This is a genomic window from Nostoc sp. JL34, from assembly GCF_017114945.1.
Classification (GTDB): domain Bacteria; phylum Cyanobacteriota; class Cyanobacteriia; order Cyanobacteriales; family Nostocaceae; genus Nostoc.
Window position 1 is genome coordinate 18468 of the sequence record NZ_JABXKQ010000182.1, and the last position, 19458, is coordinate 37925.

The following is a 19458-nucleotide window of genomic DNA, read 5'->3' on the forward strand; positions in this document are numbered from 1 at the left end:
ACATTTAAACATTTGTTGCCAGCATCGAAGTTTTTGTTGCCAACATCAGCAAAAGCGTAACTCATCGGGGATTCACGTTAAGTAGACACCAATGTATAGCAGTAAGCTAAAATAATTCACACTCAATAAGGTGTTGCAACAATAGTGATCGTTCTTTGTCGCGAATCAAACTGAATTTCATCTATCACATATTGCCGATTTCTAGCCACTGACCAAATACCCCGTATTTGTGCTGTGGAAACTACGGGTGGTTTAAGCTTCACAATCGCTTGACCTTGAGTAGCATTTTTTACAGCAAAAGCATTTAGGGGTATACCACTCCAAGTCATGGGCTTACTAGTGGGACGGTCTCGCTCACCCCGCAGAATCTGCTCTCCATTGCTTCTGTGAACCAATGCCTCATCTTTGAAAACTACTTTTTGAATTTGGTTCAGGGGAATTGCGGCAGTTTTGTCATTACGCTGAATTGATAGTATTTCTCCCTGTGCATCAATTCCTGTTATCTGACCACTGCTTGACTCACCCCCTTTAAAGATGACCTCTGCTAACTCTGGTAATGCTACTGCAAGTTCTAATTCATCTGCGTTGACTGGTGTCTGTGCCAACAAGAAATTTCCCGTCTTGACATCCTGACCAATTACAGCTTCGATGTTCCCTGCGATCGCTGCTGCCATTACTAAGATTGCCACAACCCATCCCTGGAAAAAAGCTTTCATGGCTTTAACAGTATATTTGACTATATTTAACTTTCTCATTAAACTTCAAAGGCGTATGTATAATTTCCGTAAAATCACTAAAATCAACTGATTATTTACCTATAGCAGTTTGCAGTTGAGTGCAAGATAGACCTAACCCCCAACTAGCGTTGGGGAGTAAGATTCAAAGCCTCTCGCCTCTTAGGAGAGAGGTTTGGAGAGAGGTCATATATTGCATACAAACCATAAATGCTATATAGTTTCCCCCATCTCCCCAATGACTCAAACCCCCAACTCCAACCAGGAAACCAATATTTTAGGTAAATTCACCAGTGTACTTGGCTTACTGGGTGCGGCGCTTTTCTTTGCAGGCTGGATTTACCGTTGGTCATATTTCTACTTTTTTCAACTAGAACTCAATACCCTCGACTTACCTGCACAGTCTTTTCTCATAGTTCCCCTGCAAATATTTCTCGGAGATGGTTGGACAATCTGCAAAACTGCGATCGCCTTTTTTATAGCTGCGATCGCAATTCAAGCAACGTTATGGTTAATTAAAATCATCAGTGATACAGCCGTCTCTGCAAGCCAATTACTACTAAGTCGCATCATCTCTGCAACTCAATACAAACGCTCATGGACAGCTAAACGACTAAAATCTCTAGCTGAATTTAGTTCTGGACAACTGCGCTCAGTTGATTTTTTGCGATCGCTAGTCAATGAGATAGTAATAGTATCCTGGGTGTTAATTGTGATATTTTGGTTAGCTCGTTGGCAAGGCATTGCAGATGCACGACGAGACGCTGGTCAAAACTCCACTTTGCCCGTTGTAGCCTTAATTACACCGGAAGAAAAGTTTGCTGTAGGACGCAAACTTGATGATATATTTACCGATCCGTCTTTGAAAGGTTATCGCATAATTGGCGATCGCGGTTTATTCGATGACTTGCGAGGCAGGGAAGATAATGATATCAGCAATCCAAAGCAGCCGAGAGTCTGGCGCTTACTCCTAGAACGTGGTGGCTGGATTTATTTGTTTCGAGCATTGCCCCCAAATGCAACACTTGATGAGCTACCGTCAGTGTTGGCTATTCAAGAAAGTGATAAGGGACATATCATCATTCGCAGTCCAGAAGCTTCCAAAACTAGTTCTCCTTGATATATTGAATAATTTGTTTAAATTTAGGTTAATAAAAAGTTATTTATCCTTAACCAATGTTTTATAATGCCCCTTAACTACAGCATCTAGCTCAAGTTACCGCAGATTCAGGGGAAAAATTTGATGAACCAGGGGCAACGTCCTCCTAAATCAAGGAGATATTTGACTGAATTAGTTCAGACTTATATTGTTAAAGCTTTACACACTGCAAGACAGTGGCGCGTACAACTAATCCGATGGTTGTACAAGTATTCTGCGTGGGGTGTTGCGTCCCTATTCTTGGTTGGAGTTAGCTTGAGTATCGTGATGGCTGCCTGCTCTCCACGTAATATCAATAATACTGGTAATGCTGGCGCAGCTTCCCAGAGTGATGTAACCCTAACTTTTGTTTCTTACTCGGTTACTAGTGCAGCATACCAGCAAATCATTCCTAAATTTATCGAACAGTGGAAGAAAGAACATAACCAAAATGTCACTTTTAATCAAAGCTATGATGGTTCAGGTTCCCAGACTCTTGCCGTGATTGACGGTAAAGAAGCTGATGTGGTACACCTGTCACTTGCCCTTGATATTAATAAACTTGTTGAGGCAGGTTTTATTCAACCGGGGTGGGAAAAAGAAGCGCCTAATGATGCAATTGTGACCAAATCTCTAGATGCGATCGCTATTCGTGAAGGTAATCCCAAAAATATCAAAACTTGGGCAGATTTGGCACGAGATGGCGTAAATGTCGTTACACCTGACCCTAGAACCTCTGGCGGTGCTCGTTGGAACTTCCTTAGTCTCTGGGGTTCTGTAACAAAAACTGGCGGAAATGAAAATCAAGCAATAGACTTTACCTCCAAAGTCTATAACAATGCACCTTTGTTGCCTAAAACTGCTCGAAATGCCACTGAACTATTCTTCAACGATAATCAAGGTGATGTTCTGCTCAACTATGAAAACGAGATGATTTTGTTGGCACAAAATGGCAAGAAAATTTCATACGTTGTGCCTGATGTCAATATCTCTATCGACAATCCTGTTGCTGTTGTAGATAAAAATGTCGATAAACATGGTACTCGCCCGATTGCAGAAGCATTTATCAAATTTCTCTACACCCCAGAGTCGCAACGAGAGTTTACCAAATTAGGATTTCGTCCCGTTGACCTGACTATTACAAAAGAAGTGGAAGGCAAATTTCCCAAAATTAAAACTATCTTCAAAGCTGAAGATTTAGGAGGATGGAAGGAAATTCAAAAGAAATTCTTTGATGAAGGTGCTATTTTTGACAAAATTCGAGCGAAAAAGTCTTAGAAAGCTAATCCTCTTGCTCTCCTTCCCCACAAAGTAAGGTGTTTCATATCATGTTCGGGTAAAGACTTATCATTTAGACCGCAGGGGTGCAGGGGGCAGGGAGCAGGGAGCAGGGAGAAAGAGGTTTTCCTGACTTTTGCACGGATGCGGTAATCATAAGTAATTAACCGGACTTGATATCAAAGGTGTCCCGATGAAAAAGGAACTAGGGACTCTTGACTGAAGACTGGTATTTTTACTCAGTACGGGCTAAACCCTAGCTATCCGCTAACAGCACTTTCAAGTCAGACAGGGAGGGGATGCAATCCGGTTCACTTAATATCAAGTTCGGGTGATTACTAATAATAAAATTTATCAATATAGGTTGGGTTGAACGGCAGTGAAACCCAACATAAACAAGGATCAAGCGTTGGGTTTTGTTCCTCAAGCCAACCTACAGATGTTATAAGTATTTAACCGAACCTGATATAAGATCCCCTCCCAACCTTCGGTCTGCAAAAAACCCACACTGTAACCGATCAAGGGGTACAGTGTGGGTGATTTCTGCCTGTAAAGGGAATGACAGTCTTTATATTGCCTAGCGGAACATACTACTGACTGAAGTATCTTCATGAATCCGCCAGATAGTTTCTCCTAACAGATTAGCTACTGACAGCACCACTAGTTGTGGAAAGCGGTTGTTTTCGGGTATGGGAATCGTATTAGTGACAATGACTTCCTCAAACAAGCCACTGGACAGGCGCTCCATCGCTGGTGGAGAGAACACTGCATGAGTTGCACAGGCGTATACCTGACGCGCTCCTTCTTCACGCAGTAATCGCGCTCCTTCAGCGATCGTGCCTCCGGTGTCGATCATGTCATCCACCAACACTGCCGTTTTGCCTTTAACATCGCCGATGACATTTAACACTTCTGCAACATTATGTGCCTGACGACGTTTGTCAATAATTGCCAGCGGGGCATCATTCAGTTTTTTTGCAAATGCTCTAGCTCGTGCTACACCACCAACATCAGGGGAAACAACCACAAGGTCAGGCAGTTCTTTGCTTGCTAGATAATCTAGCAACACTGGCGAACCATAAACATGGTCAAAAGGTATATCAAAATAGCCTTGAATCTGAGCCGAGTGTAAATCCATTGCTAGAACGCGGTTGGCACCTGCTTCGGTGATCAAGTTAGCAACTAGCTTGGCGGTTATTGACTCTCGTCCTGCCGTTTTGCGATCGGCACGGGCATAGCCATAGTAGGGAATTACTGCCGTCACCTGTCGCGCAGAAGCCCGACGACAGGCGTCAACCATAATCAATAATTCCATTAAATGATCGTTCACGGGTTGACAACATGGCTGGATTAAATAGACATCACAACCCCGAATCGATTCTTGGATTTGAACGTAAAGTTCTCCATCCGCAAATCTTTTACGAATCATTGGCCCCAAGTCCATGCCCAGATAACGAGCGACTTCTTGAGACAGTTGTATATTGGCAGAGCCAGAAAACAGCCGCAGGCGATGATTCTCGTTCAGCCCTGTTGCAGATGGTTGCACCTTGAAAGTTGCAGAACTGAGCACAGCAGATCCTCTATGTGCATTCATAGCAATATTATCATTAGAGATTTAATAGATTTAACCGAGAAATCGCCTAAAAAAACATCTGTGAGTTTTGTTAAAGCTTCCATACAAAATTTAAACATTTCCCCATAAAATTATCATTCGCTAACTGTCTAATTTTCTTGGCAAGCAAACTATTGATAGCTTAAGGGATATCAAGTCCGTCCACTAGGTCTATAGTTTAAATTTTTTGAGTTGAGGCAAATAATCCCAATTTCTCAGAAATTGGTGTGATAGATTGCTTCTTCTAACTACCTCATTGATAACTGACAGTAAAGCATTTACAAATTAAGTAATATTGAAGTTTGTTCTTAGACAAGAGAACATTTGGGACTAAGTGTTTAAGGTGTATCTTATTATATTCTATGATACTAGCAATAAATAAATAAACTGGCAGATTTAATTTTAAGTTTTAATTCACGCAATAAAATTCCAGAATAGGGTGTGTGAAGCAGGTAGGAGGCAGGAGGAATACTTGAACTGCCTCCAACCTGTCTTGGGTCATGCTTCCAGCGTCTTATGCAACTCTCTTAACTGTCCATTCATTCATTGTCTGGGGCGCGGCGCGTCAATGAAGAACAGGGAACAGGAGAACAAAAACTAGCGCAGCTTGGCGAAAATAACTATCCAGTTTAAAAAGGTGAAAAAGCTTACAGGACAAGCTTTATTTTCTCGTACCTCCTACCTCCTGCCTCCTTAATTTGCGTATAGCTGGGGGTATAGCTATTAGGTAAGGTAGAATATCGCTGCATGTAACTGTGTCGCCTCCGGGACTTAAATCTTTGTGGGTGACTTCCTCCTCAGTTGCTACTACACTCAATCAATCGCTCATGCAACCACCGATTACAGTTGGCACTGTCTTGCAAAACCGTTACCGCATAATTCAAATTCTCGGACAAGGAGGATGTGGTAGAACCTATCTGGCAGAAGACCAGAGGCGCTTTAACGAACTTTGCGCGATCAAGGAATTGATTTCAACAGCAAGGTCGGCTTTGGCTTGGGAGAGGGCACAAGAGCTTTTTCATCGAGAAGCTGCAATTTTATATCAAATCGAACACCCACAAGTGCCTAAATTCCGGGAAAGATTTGAGCAAGACCAACGCTTATTTTTGGTGGAGGACTACGTTGCAGGTCAGACGTACCGAACTCTGCTGGCTGAACGTCAAGCTGTTGGTCAAACCTTCACAGAGGCTGAAGTATTGCAGCTGATACAGTTGTTGTTACCTGTTTTAGAGCATATTCACAGTCGAGGGATTATTCACCGAGATATCTCGCCAGAAAATATTATTTTGCGAGATAGTGACGCTAAACCTGTGTTAATTGACTTTGGGGTGGTAAAGGAACTGGCCACACGTTTGCGATCGCCAGAGAGTGCAATGCCAGAAACCACTGTGGGAAAATTAGGCTACTCTCCTAGTGAACAAATGCAAACAGGGGGAGCTTACCCTAGCAGCGACTTGTATGCATTAGCGGTGAGTGCGATAGTTTTGCTGACTGGTAAAGAACCAAGGGATCTATTTGATGAAAATCAACTCACTTGGAATTGGCAGCGGTGGGTAAAAGTGAATCCGCGATTTGCCCAGGTCTTGAATCGAATGTTGAATCATATACCGAGCGATCGCTATCAAAGTGCTGCTAGTGTATCTCAAGCACTACAACCTTTAGAGCAAGTCAGTCTTCCTCCGGTGAATGTGTCCAACTTACAGACAATGGCTGTTGGTCGCCGTCCTGACCTAGTACCAGCAGCAGCTTCGCCCAAGAAACCCGATCCTGTGATTCCACCAAGTCCCACTAGCTCAGTTTTGGATAATCCTTTAGCGATCGCTGCAATTGGTACTGCTGTCGTGATTGTCGCGGGATTTGGTTCTTGGGCCCTGGTGAGTTCCATCCGCAGTCAGCCGAAAACACCAGATGAGACGCTTCCACAAAATTTCCCTTCACCAGTAATTTCTGGTGGTACTACATTCACATCTACACCCACGCCTACAGCTACACCTACAACCACACCCACTAACGAGCAACCTGTTGTATCTAGTAAGCGCCTCAATCTGGGATCAAATAACACAGTCACAGTTCAAGAGACTCTCAAAGCAAATCAAATAATCCGGTACACTTTTTCTGGGCAGGAAGGAGCTAAATTAACTACGTTTATTGAGCCAGGAAGCAGCATTTTGTTAACAGTCTTAAGTCCCAATGGACAACCAATTGATCTTAGTGCCCAGCAAGTAACATCCTATCAAGGCTCATTGCTGGTTACTGGTAGATATACTATTGAGTTAACTCTGGTTCCAGGAGTTGCCGAAAGCAATTACAACCTCAGTGTTGCATTAGAAAAACTAGTCAAACCAACACCGACAGAGACACCCTTGCCAATTCCCACAGAGACACCTTTGCCATTTCCCACAGAAACACCTTTGCCAATTCCCACAGAAACACCTTTGCCATTTCCTACAGAGACACCCTTGCCAATTCCCACAGAGACACCCTTGCCAACTCCTTCGACTAGTACGCCAACTTTTCCGCCGGTTGATGAAACACAACCATTTTCTGGCCAAAGAAATTAATGTTAAACACACTACTGATTACTGGAACTGATACCGAAGCTGGTAAAACTGTTTTAACAACAGCATTAGCAGCCTATTGGCAAAAATATTACCCGCAGCGTAGCTGGGGAATCATGAAACCGATTCAATCGGGAATTGGCGATCGCGAGTGGTATCAAAAGCTATTTGTGCTAGAACAATCCTCAGAAGAAATTACACCTTTGTACTTTCAAGCACCTCTGGCTCCTCCCATCGCAGCTGCACGGGAAAATCGCCGAGTAGATTTAGCTCTTGTGTGGCAAGCTTTGTCTAAGTTGCGATCGCATCGTGATTTTGTGCTTGTGGAAGCTTTGGGAGGGTTAGGTTCGCCCATAACTGAGGAATTAACGGTAGCTGATTTGGCGGGGGAATGGCGTTTACCAACAATACTGGTAGTACCAGTGAGATTAGGAGCGATCGCTCAAGCAGTGGCGAATGTAGCATTAGCTAGACAATCACGCGTCAATCTCAAAGGCATTGTGCTGAACTGCGTACAACCCCGAACGGATGCAGAAATAGCCGACTGGACACCATATCAATTGATTCAATCACTCACTAACACGCCAGTTTTAGGCTGCTTACCTTATCTAGATAACCTGACCGACTTAGATAAACTTGCTCAAATAGCATCAGATTTAGATTGGGAAACACTAAGACTTTAAATTGGGCATTGGGCATGAATTATTCCCTTTATCTAACTTGAAAGTTGTTCAGTACCCAGCCTGGACATATTCATGATTGATAAATTTTTGCACTCAATGCCCTCAAGAAGTTATTTCACTTCACTGGGTTCAAATTTAGTTATCTTGCCTTTCTTAATGGCAACAATCACATCGTAGTGCGAACAGTAAGCGAATGTGACATCATTGGCTTTGTTATAAAGATTAACTACGTGGCCTGCACCACCTAGCTGGATACCAATTGGCTCCAAGTCACCAAAAAAGAAACGACGCAGTTGATCGCCACTACCAATCTGACCCTTACTCTTAGTGAGCAAGTCTAGTTTCTGGGCTACAGACATTTCTTCCGCTGCTGATGCCTGCACTAATGACGGATTGATCGCTTTTAATGGTGCGTCCCAAACTGTGAAAAAACCAACCAAAGCAACACTTGTAAGTAAGGGTGCGAGTTTCATTTGTTACTGCTCTTCTTTGTTTGATTCTGAACATCCAAAGCATCTCAGGTGGGAGTGAGAGCTTATTGAAACTAAACCCCTATTTTCATGAATTTATCCCTTGAGAAAATTTAGTTAATTCTCAGCACTTTCTCAGGCAATGATGGTAGCTTAAATTCACAGCATAATTTAAGTATTTTCTCAACAAAACCTCATTTTGAACTGCATGAGAGCAACTTAAGATAATGAGCAATGCTTTCATTGCAGTGGTGTTATTGTGACTAGACCCAGAAGACCACATCGCCTAATCAATAGAATTTCGGGACAAACATATCTCTGGTTAGCAATGCTAATTTTTGGAGCATCTGGTGCAGTTACCCGGAAGCTAACAGAAATTGGTGCTCAACATTTGATCGACAATCGTAATCCAATTTCTTTGTGTAATGTTTTATTCGTGGGAAACCTTTGCGCCTTGATACTTTTGATCCTAATTTATGGGCGACAGTGGAATAAGGCTACGTTGAACCAACTCTCAAGGAAGGATTGGGTTAGTCTAACGGCAGTAGCTATTTTATCGGGAGCATTGGCCCCTGGTTTAATTTTCCAGGCATTGGCACTCACAGGAGTGAACAATGTCATCTTGGTGGGACGCTTGGAACCACCTCTAAGTCTAGCTTTATCAGTCTGGTTATTAAAGGAACGGGTAAATATTTGGGAATTTATGGGAGCGATCGCAGCCTTTGTTGGCGTTATTCTAACTATTATCCTTCAGCCTCCAGGAGAAACCATGATGAAGATGGGAGGTTTCGGTTTAGGCGTAGGGGAACTTTTGGCAGCAGCAGGATCTGTGGCTATAGCTGCTTCTACGATTATTGGCAAAAAACATCTTTCGCAGATTCCTCTGGGAATCTATAGCATTTTTCGTACTGCACTGGGAACCGTAATCTTTTTCCTCATTGCTTTAGTCCTCTATGGCAGCGATCATTTCGCTGATGTCCTCTCACCGTTCTTGTGGCAGTGGATGTTTCTCTATGGTGGGTTGATTGTAGTGGTAGGCCAGTCTTTTTGGATTAAAGGCTTGAAAACTTCTACTGTCTCTACGGCTTCATTAATTGGCTCATTTGGCCCAATTATAGGCATCCTAGCAGCCTATTTAATTTTGGGTGAAGCCCCTACCCTACCTCAATATATTGGCGGTAGCTTGATTTTAGTAGGTATATTCTTGGGCCAAGTTGGTACTTGGTCTCAGACTTCTAGCATTGCGGATGGCAAGGTGAATTCTACTCCAGCACAGCAACAGGTAGAAACTGGTATGGGATTCAAGGGAATTTGAAGGAGGTAGGAGACAGGTTGACTTTTCACATTATGTGGAAAAACCAATGCGAAACTTAACCCAGTAATTAAGCGGTTATGACATGACACATATCTTCTTTTTTTGTTAAACTTCTCTACCGCCTGTATGCGAGGAAGTTAACGTTAATAGATAGTCGTCCGGCCCGGTCAAAGTAAATGAACTGTGGATTCTGCCTGTTTCGATTTCAGAAACAGTTAATCCCCACTTTCTAAAAGTATCTCTGGTGGCGGAAACATCGTCTACCATTAGATCAAAAGGCGCGTTAATTCCAGCCTCAATAGTATCTGAACTTGTTCTCAAAACTAAGTGCGTTCCTCCTCGTAATTCTAAAACAGCTAATTGTTCTGATTGGGCGATTGACCGCAGCCCTATCTTGACAAAAAAATCGCTAGCCTCCAGTACATTACTCACATATAATCTCACATGACCAATCGCCACAGGAGGACGATTATCCTTTTCTTTTACAATAGTTTCTGGTAGCGACATAGCTGGAATCCCAAAATATTTAGTTACGGTTTCACTCTTGGTTAAATTTAGCATTTTTGGGCAAATTTATCTTAACGTTTGATCAAATGCCAAATTCTATTTTAGTCGAAATTAAAAATTATTAATTAAAAATTGCAATCATTGTTGTCTCTGTACTTCAAATTAATTAAAAATTATTATTATTCTTAATTTTTAACTTTTAATTTTTAATAAAAAAAGGTCATAGAGTCAGGTAGTAGGTTGTCAGCTAGTCGCTGTCAACACAGCAATAGATGCAACCATTGATAAAACACATATTTTCGCAAGGTGCTTGATTCTTCTGGCTGTCTGTGATAATTTTCTTTTTACGTCCTATAAAATACTGTAAGTCTATTGAGTTATAGTAGTATATTAAATTTAGTTAACCTAGTTACAGAGATTTGGAGTTAAGAAGAAATAGCTAATCTCTCGAGTTTATCTATTGTAGGCAGTACATTGCGAACCAACGAACTAGAAATTAATCTCTAAACCAGGGCAACCTTATGAGCAAAATACGTGCTGTGATTGTTGATCCCAATGTGCCGGGGCGTTTGGCACTGAGTGAAGTGACTGCACCAAAGCCTGCCCCAGATGAAGCTCTAGTACGGGTAGCGGCAATTTCCCTGAATCGGGGAGAGATAAAACGTTCAACTACTGCTGAGGCTGGTTGGCAGCCAGGTTGGGACTTAGCAGGTGTAGTGGAAATCCCTGCCGCCGATGGGTCGGGACTTTCTCAAGGGGCGCGTGTAGTTGGCTTGCGCCGCGCCGGTGCTTGGGCAGAACTCGTGTCTGTTCCCACCAACTCCTTAGCAGAAGTGCCGCTATCGGTATCTTTTGCTCAAGCTGCCACACTGCCTGTAGCGGGTTTAACTGCATACCATGCAGTGTTAAAAGGTGGTTCGCTGTTAGGTCGTCCAGTTCTAGTTACAGGTGCATCAGGAGGTGTTGGTTACTTTGCTATCCAATTGGCGCAACTATCAGGAGCGCAAGTTGTGGCACATATTCGTCAAGCTGGCTATGAAACTCTAGTTAGAGAAGCAGGGGCAGAATCGGTGGTGATTGGCGAAGACCTCTCACCCGCCAGTGAGTATGGCCCCTATGATTTAATTGTAGAGTCAGTGGGTGGCAAGACTTTGGGAGTAGCCCTTGGCTTACTGGCACAGGATGGAAAAACTGTGCTGTATGGAGTATCTGGGGGAGCAGAAGTGACATTCAACGCTGCCGAATTTTTCGGGACTGGTAGCGTGAGTTTGTATGGTTTACGTCTGTTTGATGAGCTGAGATTTGAATCAGCAGCAGTCGGTCTAAAACGGCTTTTGAGTCTAGTAGAAGCTGGTAAGTTGCGGCCTCACATTGATTTAGAAGCTTCTTGGACACAAATAGCTGACGTGGCCCAACAACTACTTGATAGGCATTTTCCTGGCAAAGCTGTGTTGCACATTTCAAATTGAGCAATAGCAAATGGGATGAGGGATAGCACTGACTTCTGGTTCAAACTAGATCAGCTTGTAGCCACTAGTAATCTCAAGATAGATCGCCCGAAAGGGACATCACATCCACGTTATCCATTGTTTGTTTATCCGCTGGACTATGGATACTTGGAAAACACTCGCTCTGGAGATGGAGATGATATTGATGTCTGGATAGGTAGTTTGTCTAGTAAAACAGTCACCGCCGTCATTTGTAGTGTTGATTTGGAAAAGCGGGATACAGAAATCAAAATACTTCTGGGCTGCACTTCTGGGGAAAATCAAGCCATCTTGAATATCCACAATACAGGCTCTCAATCAGCAATATTATTGGTTCGCAAGTAAATTACATTTTTGAAGGTAAGTTTGTATGAGCTTAGAACTAAAACTATCAGGTAAAACAGCGATCGTTACAGGAGGAAGTGCGGGAATTGGTTTAGCCACCGCCAAAGCACTTTATAGTGAGGGTGTGAATGTTGCGATCGCATCTCGTAATCAAGAACGCTTAGATCGGGCTGTAGCTGACATCCAGTCTTTACCAACTCCTGGCGCTAAAGTTATTGCCATCAGCGCCGATTTAACTAAAGCAGAGGATGTTGAGAAAGTTGTTTCAACCACCTTGGCCCAATTTAATCAAATTGATATCTTGATTAATAATGCCGGATCAGCCCGTGCTGGGTCTTTCCTAGAATCCACTGATGATTTATTTTTGGATGCTTGGAACTTAAAATTATTGGGCTATATCCGTTTAGTTAGAGCCGTCGTCCCCCATCAAAAAAGTCGCGGTGATGGACGAATTGTCAATATAGTTGGCGGTGCAGGACGGACACCTCGTCCGAACTTCCTAGCTGGTGGTACAAGCAATGCTGCTTTGCTGAACTTCACAAAGGGCATTTCTAAAGAGCTAGCCGAGTACAAGATTCGCATTAATGCTATCTCCCCCGGTGCTACAGCTACTGAGCGTGCCGAGACTTTAGCGCGACAAAACGCTCAAGCACAAGGGATTACTGTTGAGCAAGTGAAGGCACAAAATATCCAAAATATTCCTTTAAAAAGAATTGCCCAGCCAGAAGAAATTGCCGCGCTGGCGCTATTTTTGGTGTCTGATCTAGCTGCATCGATTACAGGAACAGAGATTATCGTTGATGGCGGATCTACCCCTGGTGTTTAGCAGAGACGCGATGAATCGGACGCGACGAATCAGACGCGATGAATCGCGTCTCTACAATTTGTAAAAACATAAAGTTCTTGGAGATCAAAAACATGGGTTCTCAATACTTTGATATCAAACCAGTTGCAGGACGTATCGGTGCTGAAATTATTGGTGTTAATCTGAGTTCTAACCTCAGCGATAACATCATCAGTGATATTCGTAAGACTCTAGTCAAATACAAAGTCATATTTTTCCGTGATCAGCAACAACTCGATGCTGATGGACAGGTCGCTTTCGCCCGTCGTTTTGGTGAACTCACTACAGCCCACCCCACCGTACCATCGCTTCCAGAAAATCCAGAAGTCTTAGACTTGAACTATGGCCGCACCACTTCCCGCGCCAATAGCTGGCATACTGATGTAACATTTGTAGACCGTCCTCCTCTCGGTTCTATCTTACGAGCGCTTGACATTCCCCCAACTGGTGGCGACACAATCTGGGCAAACTCCGTGACTGCATACCAAGATTTACCTACTCATCTGCGTAATCTTGCAGACCAACTTTGGGCAGTACACAGCAACGCCTTCGACTATGCAACTGGATTCGACCTACCTGAAGATGTTAAGGCTTACCGAGCTGTCTTCACCTCGACTGTATACGAGACTCTGCACCCAGTTGTACGCATCCATCCCGAATCTGGGGAGCGGGGGCTATTCATCGGCGGATTTGTGCGCCAGTTCCGGGGCTTATCAACAACTGAATCAGATGACATTCTGCGGCTGTTGCAAGCATACATCACACGTCCTGAGAACACAGTCCGGTGGCGTTGGCAAGTTGGTGATGTAGCCTTTTGGGACAACCGGGCTACTCAACATTATGCGATCGCAGATTACGGCGACCAGCCCCGCCACGTTCAACGAGTGACAATTGTCGGCGACCTCCCAGTGGGTATCGATGGTAAACATAGTGAGGCTATCAAAGGGGATGCTTCTGAGTACAACCGACGTGAGGCAGTGACTGCGTAATACTTGGGCATAGGGCGGGGGATTGGGCATGGGATGTGTTGTCCAATGCCTTCAGTTTTTCCGCAGCCAAATTGCTTGCTGTGGCAGGAGTGTTTCAGTCCTAATAACTAAGACTTTCTTGTTCCAAACAGGAGAACGAAAAAAGCATAAGTACGCCTCCTGAACCTGTGGGCGTCGGTTCCTTGGCATAGTCTTGGTTGAACAACTGGCAGTGTTTTTGAAGCGACGGCTTTGATTTCCTCAAACTTCATCTGGTTTGTTATTCCAGTGGTTTTAACAATACAATCAAGTCGTCTCTAAGGAAACTTTTTATCGTGTTGGGCATCCTAACGGTTCTACTATCCTCCTTTGTTTTGACGTTTCACAACGTTACTGTCCGAGTTTTGTTTTCAGAACATCTCGTACTAGGTTTATTCTTACTCGGTGGATACGTTAAACCGGATTTGCAGAATTCCTTCTTGCTGATGTTCATGCGAATGCTGCTGGTGGTTCCACTCATGGCATCTCTATCATTCAAGCTATATCCATCTGCTTGGACAGAACTCCAAGACTTGTTCACCCGCAAGCGCAGGGATGTTCTAATCCAAGCTCTTGGCTGTGGGGTACTGATGTTTGTATATATTGCCTCACTCTACATTGCTATTGGCTTGATTCCCACAGGCATTGCCTTGACCCTCTTCTTCACCTATCCCGTATTTACAGCACTGTTGTCATGGAGGTTTTTTGGCGATCGCCCCACATTGTTCCGTTGGCTGGTAATGGCTATTATTCTGGTGGGAAGCGCTCTCACCATTCCCCAATCTTCTGCCACCTACAGCAGTCATACCATTGCGATCGGCATTTTCGCTAGTTTTGGCGCTGGGATTGTTTACGCCTTTTATGGCATCATTGCTCAAAAATGTTTAGAAAAATTCCATCCAATTCCTTTTACTTGGATCAGTTTTGCCTGTACTCTACTGCTCTCTGGTATTAGCTTACTGTTTTGGCCAGGTAAGAGCGGCCAACTTGACTGGACACCCCTATGGATTGGTAGCATATTTTCTGGTCTTGTCAGCTTTCTCGGACATACTTTAAACAATGTGGGGATTCAGATGGTTGGCGCTTCTACCGCTTCCATAATCGGCTCTAGCAGTCCAGCATTGACAGCGTTAATGGCATGGATAACGATTAACGAAACCTTAAATGTGATTCAGAGTGTGGGGATTGGTATTGTCACATTGGGCATCGCCTTACTTAGTGCAGAAGGCTTTATGAAATCGCTCAAAATTAGGCGTTGAATTGGGAATTAATATCAATTCCGGTTAATCACTTATGATTACCGCATCTGTGCAAAAATCGGAAAAGCCTCTTTCCCCCTGCTCCCTGCGGTGTAAATTATAAGTCTTTAGCCGGACACAATATTTAAGATATGCCTTTCTCCGCTATCCTTTTCGATCTCGATGGAACTTTAACAGATCCGAAACCTGGCATCACTAGTTGCATTCAGTATGCGCTCTCTGAACTCGGTTATAAACCACCGAATGCTGATGAATTAAATTGGTGTATTGGCCCACCACTGAAAGATAGCTTTTCGCAATTACTCAATACTTTGGATGGTACAGTAATTGAACAGGCTCTTTCCCTATATCGTCGTCGCTTTGCCACAATTGGATTATTTGAAAATTCCCTTTATCCCCAGATTCCAGAAGTTCTAAAAGCTATTCGTTTTGCTGGTTATAAAACTTTTGTTGCGACTTCTAAACCATATATTTATGCGGCACAGATTATTGAATATTTTGGCTTATCATTGCTTTTTGATGGTGTTTATGGTAGCGAACTTGACGGAACGCGGAGCATAAAAGGTGACTTAATTCACCATATTTTATTAACAGAAAAACTTTTACCCTCTACTGTGGTGATGGTAGGCGATCGCTCACATGACATCATCGGAGCCAAGCGCCATCACATCGCCTCAATTGGTGTCACCTATGGCTATGGAACTGAGGAGGAATTAAAAGCTCATGGTGCTGATTTGATTGCCCATTCTCCAAGTGATATTACCAAATTAATAATTCGTAAATAATGCCACCATCTTTAACACTTTTCCATAGCTTACTTCTATTTAGTACTGCTTTTATTGCAGGTGGCTTAAATGCTGTAGCCGGTGGTGGAAGTTTTATCACATTTCCAACTCTTATCTTTACGGGTGTACCCCCGATCGCAGCTAACGCCACCAATAATACTGCAATTTGGGTGGCTGCCCTAGCCAGTGCTGGAGCATATCGTCAAGATTTGGGCATCGAGCGGCGAGATTTTTTCCTTCTATGTGGCGTCAGTTTAGTTGGTGGCATGATTGGTTCCATCGCTTTGTTGTATACATCGCCAGATGTCTTTAAAAAGCTGATTCCCTATCTATTACTGCTAGCAACAGTTGTGTTTACCTTTGGCGAACCGTTCAAAAAGTGGTTGCAGCGTCGAAACCAGAACACATCACCGGAATCTGTACCGTTGTTTAATTTAGTACTGGCTCAACTAGCGATCGCCATCTATGGCGGTTTCTTCGGCGCAGGTATAGGGATTTTAATGCTGGCAGCTCTAACATTTTTAGGTATCAAAAGTATTCACAAAATGAATGCTTTCAAGACATTTTTAGGGAGTTGTATCAATGGTATTGCGATCGTTCCATTTATTTTTGCAGGTGTGATTGCTTGGCATCAAGCTATTTTGATGGCAGTCGGTGGCTCTCTTGGTGGTTACTTAAGCGCCCATTATGCTCGTAAACTTGAACCGCACTTAATTCGGAAATTTGTGATGATTGTTGCCTTCAGCATGACTGCCTACTTTTTTATTCACGGTTAAGAACTGGGAACTACTCAGGAGTGATGTATGGAAGCATCAAGAAAATCACAGGTCATGCTCCGTGCTTTTAGTTCTAGAAATTTTCGCCTGTACTACATAGGTCAGGCAATTTCTCTGATTGGTACGTCAATGACTCAAGTGGCTACTAGTTGGTTAGTATATCGCCTCACCGATTCCCCTTGGTTACTAGGTCTAGTGGGCTTTGCTAGCCAAATTCCCACACTTCTATTGATTCCTCTAGGTGGAATCATTGCCGATCGCTGGAATCGTCATCAAATCTTGCTGGTTGCCCAAATTCTAGGAATGCTTCAGTCTTTGGCTCTAACGTGGCTAGCCCTAAGCGGTACGATTAATATCGAGTACATTGCAATTCTTGGTGTGCTGCAAGGGATTATCAACGCCTTCGATATTCCGACTCGACAGGCATTTCTTCCCGAAACAGTTGGTAAGGAAAATCTCGGTAATGCCTTTGCTTTATACTCTTCCCTGGTGAGTGTGACGAGTATGGTAGGCCCTGCGATCGCAGGCATGTTGATTATGGCACTGGGATCGGGGCTATGTTTCCTAATTGATAGCATCAGTTACATTGCTGTAATTATTGCCCTCCTAGCAATACGGCTGACATCCAGAAAAGCCATTATTTCCAAACGCAAACCTTTAGAAGAATTAAAAACTAGTTTTAAATATGCCTTTGGGTTTTTGCCAATTCGATCTGTCTTAATTGGTTCGGCTTTGGTCTGCTGCGTCTGGGGATTTTATTTAGCTTTGGGGCCGATTTTTGCCAAGGAGATTTTGCAAGGTGGCCCTAACACCTTCGGCTTCTTGATGACAGCTTCCAGTTTGGGAACCTTAGCAGGTGGTATCTATTTAACTAAGCACAGCAATGTACTGGAATCGGGTAAAGTTCTAGCATTGGGTATGGGTTTTATGGGAATAAGCTTGATTGTCTTTGCCTTATCCCGTGTATTCTGGCTTTCACTGCTTTCATTATTTGCAGCTGGTTTCGGCTTTATTTTGCAGATAATTGCCGGACGTACTTTGCTTCAGTTGTTGGTGAACGATGAAAATCGCGGACAAATTACTGGCCTTTACGTTATGGCATCTACAGGCGCAGTACCTATAGGCAACTTAATAGCTGGCGCACTAGCAAGTAAATTTGCTAGTAGCAATACTATCATCCTTGGTGGAAGTATTTGTATTGCAGGCTCAATTTTATTTATGCAGCAAATCTCCATCTTTCGGGATCTGGTTCGTCTGAATCTACGTACTGAAGGAGCTTAGAGGTTGTTTGAAAAGTTGTTAAGTATACTCAAAACCCCGCTTCCATTCCTCTCCCCGAAAGGTCAAGAGGCTTTGAAACCCCCATTCCCTTGTAGGGAAGGGAGGCTGGGGGGTTAGGTTTTCGAGGCTTAGATGTTACCAAAAAAACTGTTCAAACATCCTCTTAAAAGAAAAATAGCTCTGACTATTTGAAAGAGTGCATAATCAACCATAACACCAAAAGTTGATAACAATAATGACTACTATAAATGACCCTACTGTTGTAGCTGAAGTAACTGATTTGTACCTCAAGTATGAAAAAGCTCTTTGTAATAATAATTTGGAGGTGATGGATGGCTTGTTTTGGGATGCGCCCGAAGTAGTGCGGTTTGGAATCACAGAAAACCTCTATGGCGGCGATGAAGTTCGTAACTTTCGTCAGAATCGACCAAACCCAAAAATAGAGCGAGAAATCTCGAACCTCAAGGTTGTAACCTTTGGGAAAGATGCCGCAACAGTGACTTTAGAATTTCGCCGGATTCTCAATGGTGTAGAGCGTTTCGGGCGACAAAGCCAAACTTGGTACAGATTTACTGAAGGATGGAAGGTAGTTTCAGCCCATGTTTCATTATTGCCAGTGTGAGTTTTAAAACTATGACTAGCATTCTAGTTAGACATTAGCTCCCAGAAACAATAGTGAGTGGCAATAGTCCTAAATTTAACCGATTTCAAATTATTAAAAATAATTTCCATAACAAAAAATAAATAGAGGTTTAAATATGGTAAATCCATTTGATTGGATTGTATTAAAATCTAGATATATAGTAAAGGACAAATGGATTTCAATCCGGTCTGATACTTGCCAAATGCCTAATGGAACAATAGTTGACCCCTATTATGTTCTTGAATATCCAACATGGGTAAATGTTGTAGCTTTAACAAAAAATCAGGAAGTTATTTTAGTAAAGCAATATCGCCACGGTCTGAGAAAAACAATTCTAGAATTACCCAGTGGCGCTGTAGAGGCTGAAGATGTTTTACCAGTAGAAGCTGCAAAACGCGAATTATTGGAAGAGAGTGGTTACACTAGCAATCATTTTATTGAAACTGGTATATTATCACCCAACCCAGCCAATCATAACAATTTAACCCATTGCTTTTTAGCAACAGATGTAGAACATGTAGCTGATTTAAAGTTAGACGCTACTGAACAAATTGATGTAGTTTTATTGCCTTTGCAAAAGGTAATTGAAGATATTGATCAAGGTATATTTCTGCAAACATTACATATTAGTTCATTATTCTTTGCTCTAAAAAAACTTGGTAAAGTGCAATTTTCTTAGTCATCTGGCTTTGCAACACTACGGCTCTTTAGACTACGATTTGTCTAGTGAAAGTAG

General features: G+C 42.9%; 19 protein-coding genes. 15 read left to right on the forward strand and 4 right to left on the reverse strand.

Going from position 1 to position 19458, the window contains the following annotated elements; translation table 11 throughout:
• Nucleotides 1-122: 122 nt before the first annotated feature.
• Entirely contained in the window at nucleotides 123-716 is a 594-nt protein-coding gene (locus tag HWQ44_RS32725) for a hypothetical protein (protein ID WP_292726544.1), read from the reverse strand.
• A gap of 256 nt (nucleotides 717-972) precedes the next feature.
• Here HWQ44_RS32725 and HWQ44_RS32730 point away from each other — a divergent pair, with 256 nt between their 5' ends.
• Complete coding sequence (locus HWQ44_RS32730) at nucleotides 973-1854, forward strand: hypothetical protein (RefSeq protein WP_292726545.1); 882 nt, start codon at nucleotides 973-975, stop codon at nucleotides 1852-1854.
• A gap of 123 nt (nucleotides 1855-1977) precedes the next feature.
• On the forward strand, nucleotides 1978-3150 hold the full coding sequence (locus tag HWQ44_RS32735; protein ID WP_292726547.1) for a sulfate ABC transporter substrate-binding protein: 1173 nt from the start codon (nucleotides 1978-1980) through the stop codon (nucleotides 3148-3150).
• 577 nt (nucleotides 3151-3727) lie between these two features.
• On the opposite strand, the gene HWQ44_RS32740 is transcribed toward HWQ44_RS32735, so the two are convergent.
• Nucleotides 3728-4744 (reverse strand): ribose-phosphate pyrophosphokinase, encoded by a 1017-nt coding sequence (locus HWQ44_RS32740; protein ID WP_292726549.1) that lies wholly within the window; start codon nucleotides 4742-4744, stop codon nucleotides 3728-3730.
• An 845-nt stretch (nucleotides 4745-5589) separates the two neighbouring features.
• Here HWQ44_RS32740 and HWQ44_RS32745 point away from each other — a divergent pair.
• Nucleotides 5590-7323, forward strand: coding sequence for a protein kinase (locus HWQ44_RS32745; protein WP_292726615.1), 1734 nt, complete (start codon nucleotides 5590-5592; stop codon nucleotides 7321-7323).
• Entirely contained in the window at nucleotides 7323-8003 is a 681-nt protein-coding gene (gene bioD, locus HWQ44_RS32750) for a dethiobiotin synthase (RefSeq protein ID WP_292726550.1), read from the forward strand. Before HWQ44_RS32745 ends, bioD begins: the two co-directional genes overlap by 1 nt.
• Nucleotides 8004-8113: 110 nt before the next feature.
• On the opposite strand, the gene HWQ44_RS32755 is transcribed toward bioD, so the two are convergent.
• A complete protein-coding gene (locus tag HWQ44_RS32755; protein WP_292726551.1) occupies nucleotides 8114-8476 on the reverse strand; it encodes a hypothetical protein in 363 nt (120 codons plus the stop codon).
• A 256-nt stretch (nucleotides 8477-8732) separates the two neighbouring features.
• Between HWQ44_RS32755 and HWQ44_RS32760 the strand changes: the two genes are divergently transcribed.
• On the forward strand, nucleotides 8733-9788 hold the full coding sequence (locus HWQ44_RS32760) for a DMT family transporter (protein ID WP_292726552.1): 1056 nt from the start codon (nucleotides 8733-8735) through the stop codon (nucleotides 9786-9788).
• A gap of 105 nt (nucleotides 9789-9893) precedes the next feature.
• Here the strand turns inward: HWQ44_RS32760 and HWQ44_RS32765 are convergent, their stop codons facing one another.
• Complete coding sequence (locus HWQ44_RS32765; protein WP_292726553.1) at nucleotides 9894-10349, reverse strand: VOC family protein; 456 nt, start codon at nucleotides 10347-10349, stop codon at nucleotides 9894-9896.
• Between the two features lie 467 nt (nucleotides 10350-10816).
• Between HWQ44_RS32765 and HWQ44_RS32770 the strand changes: the two genes are divergently transcribed.
• From HWQ44_RS32770 to HWQ44_RS32815, 10 genes are all read left to right on the forward strand, one after another.
• Nucleotides 10817-11764 carry a zinc-binding dehydrogenase gene (locus HWQ44_RS32770; protein WP_292726554.1) on the forward strand — a complete coding sequence of 316 codons (948 nt, stop codon included), beginning with the start codon at nucleotides 10817-10819 and terminating at the stop codon, nucleotides 11762-11764.
• Between the two features lie 15 nt (nucleotides 11765-11779).
• On the forward strand, nucleotides 11780-12127 hold the full coding sequence (locus tag HWQ44_RS32775) for an inorganic diphosphatase (protein ID WP_292726555.1): 348 nt from the start codon (nucleotides 11780-11782) through the stop codon (nucleotides 12125-12127).
• A 25-nt stretch (nucleotides 12128-12152) separates the two neighbouring features.
• Nucleotides 12153-12953, forward strand: a complete 801-nt coding sequence (locus HWQ44_RS32780) for an SDR family oxidoreductase (RefSeq protein WP_292726556.1) — start codon at nucleotides 12153-12155, stop codon at nucleotides 12951-12953.
• A 92-nt stretch (nucleotides 12954-13045) separates the two neighbouring features.
• Entirely contained in the window at nucleotides 13046-13960 is a 915-nt protein-coding gene (locus HWQ44_RS32785) for a TauD/TfdA family dioxygenase (protein ID WP_292726557.1), read from the forward strand.
• A gap of 314 nt (nucleotides 13961-14274) precedes the next feature.
• Nucleotides 14275-15237 carry a DMT family transporter gene (locus HWQ44_RS32790; RefSeq protein ID WP_292726558.1) on the forward strand — a complete coding sequence of 321 codons (963 nt, stop codon included), beginning with the start codon at nucleotides 14275-14277 and terminating at the stop codon, nucleotides 15235-15237.
• Nucleotides 15238-15368: 131 nt separating this feature from the next.
• Nucleotides 15369-16022 (forward strand): HAD family hydrolase, encoded by a 654-nt coding sequence (locus HWQ44_RS32795; RefSeq protein ID WP_292726559.1) that lies wholly within the window; start codon nucleotides 15369-15371, stop codon nucleotides 16020-16022.
• Nucleotides 16022-16798, forward strand: a complete 777-nt coding sequence (locus tag HWQ44_RS32800) for a sulfite exporter TauE/SafE family protein (protein WP_292726561.1) — start codon at nucleotides 16022-16024, stop codon at nucleotides 16796-16798. Before HWQ44_RS32795 ends, HWQ44_RS32800 begins: the two co-directional genes overlap by 1 nt.
• A gap of 27 nt (nucleotides 16799-16825) precedes the next feature.
• Nucleotides 16826-18079, forward strand: a complete 1254-nt coding sequence (locus HWQ44_RS32805; RefSeq protein ID WP_292726563.1) for an MFS transporter — start codon at nucleotides 16826-16828, stop codon at nucleotides 18077-18079.
• A 235-nt stretch (nucleotides 18080-18314) separates the two neighbouring features.
• Entirely contained in the window at nucleotides 18315-18701 is a 387-nt protein-coding gene (gene hpxZ, locus HWQ44_RS32810; protein ID WP_292726565.1) for an oxalurate catabolism protein HpxZ, read from the forward strand.
• Between the two features lie 136 nt (nucleotides 18702-18837).
• Nucleotides 18838-19401, forward strand: a complete 564-nt coding sequence (locus HWQ44_RS32815; protein WP_292726567.1) for an NUDIX hydrolase — start codon at nucleotides 18838-18840, stop codon at nucleotides 19399-19401.
• The last annotated feature ends 57 nt before the right edge of the window (nucleotides 19402-19458 follow it).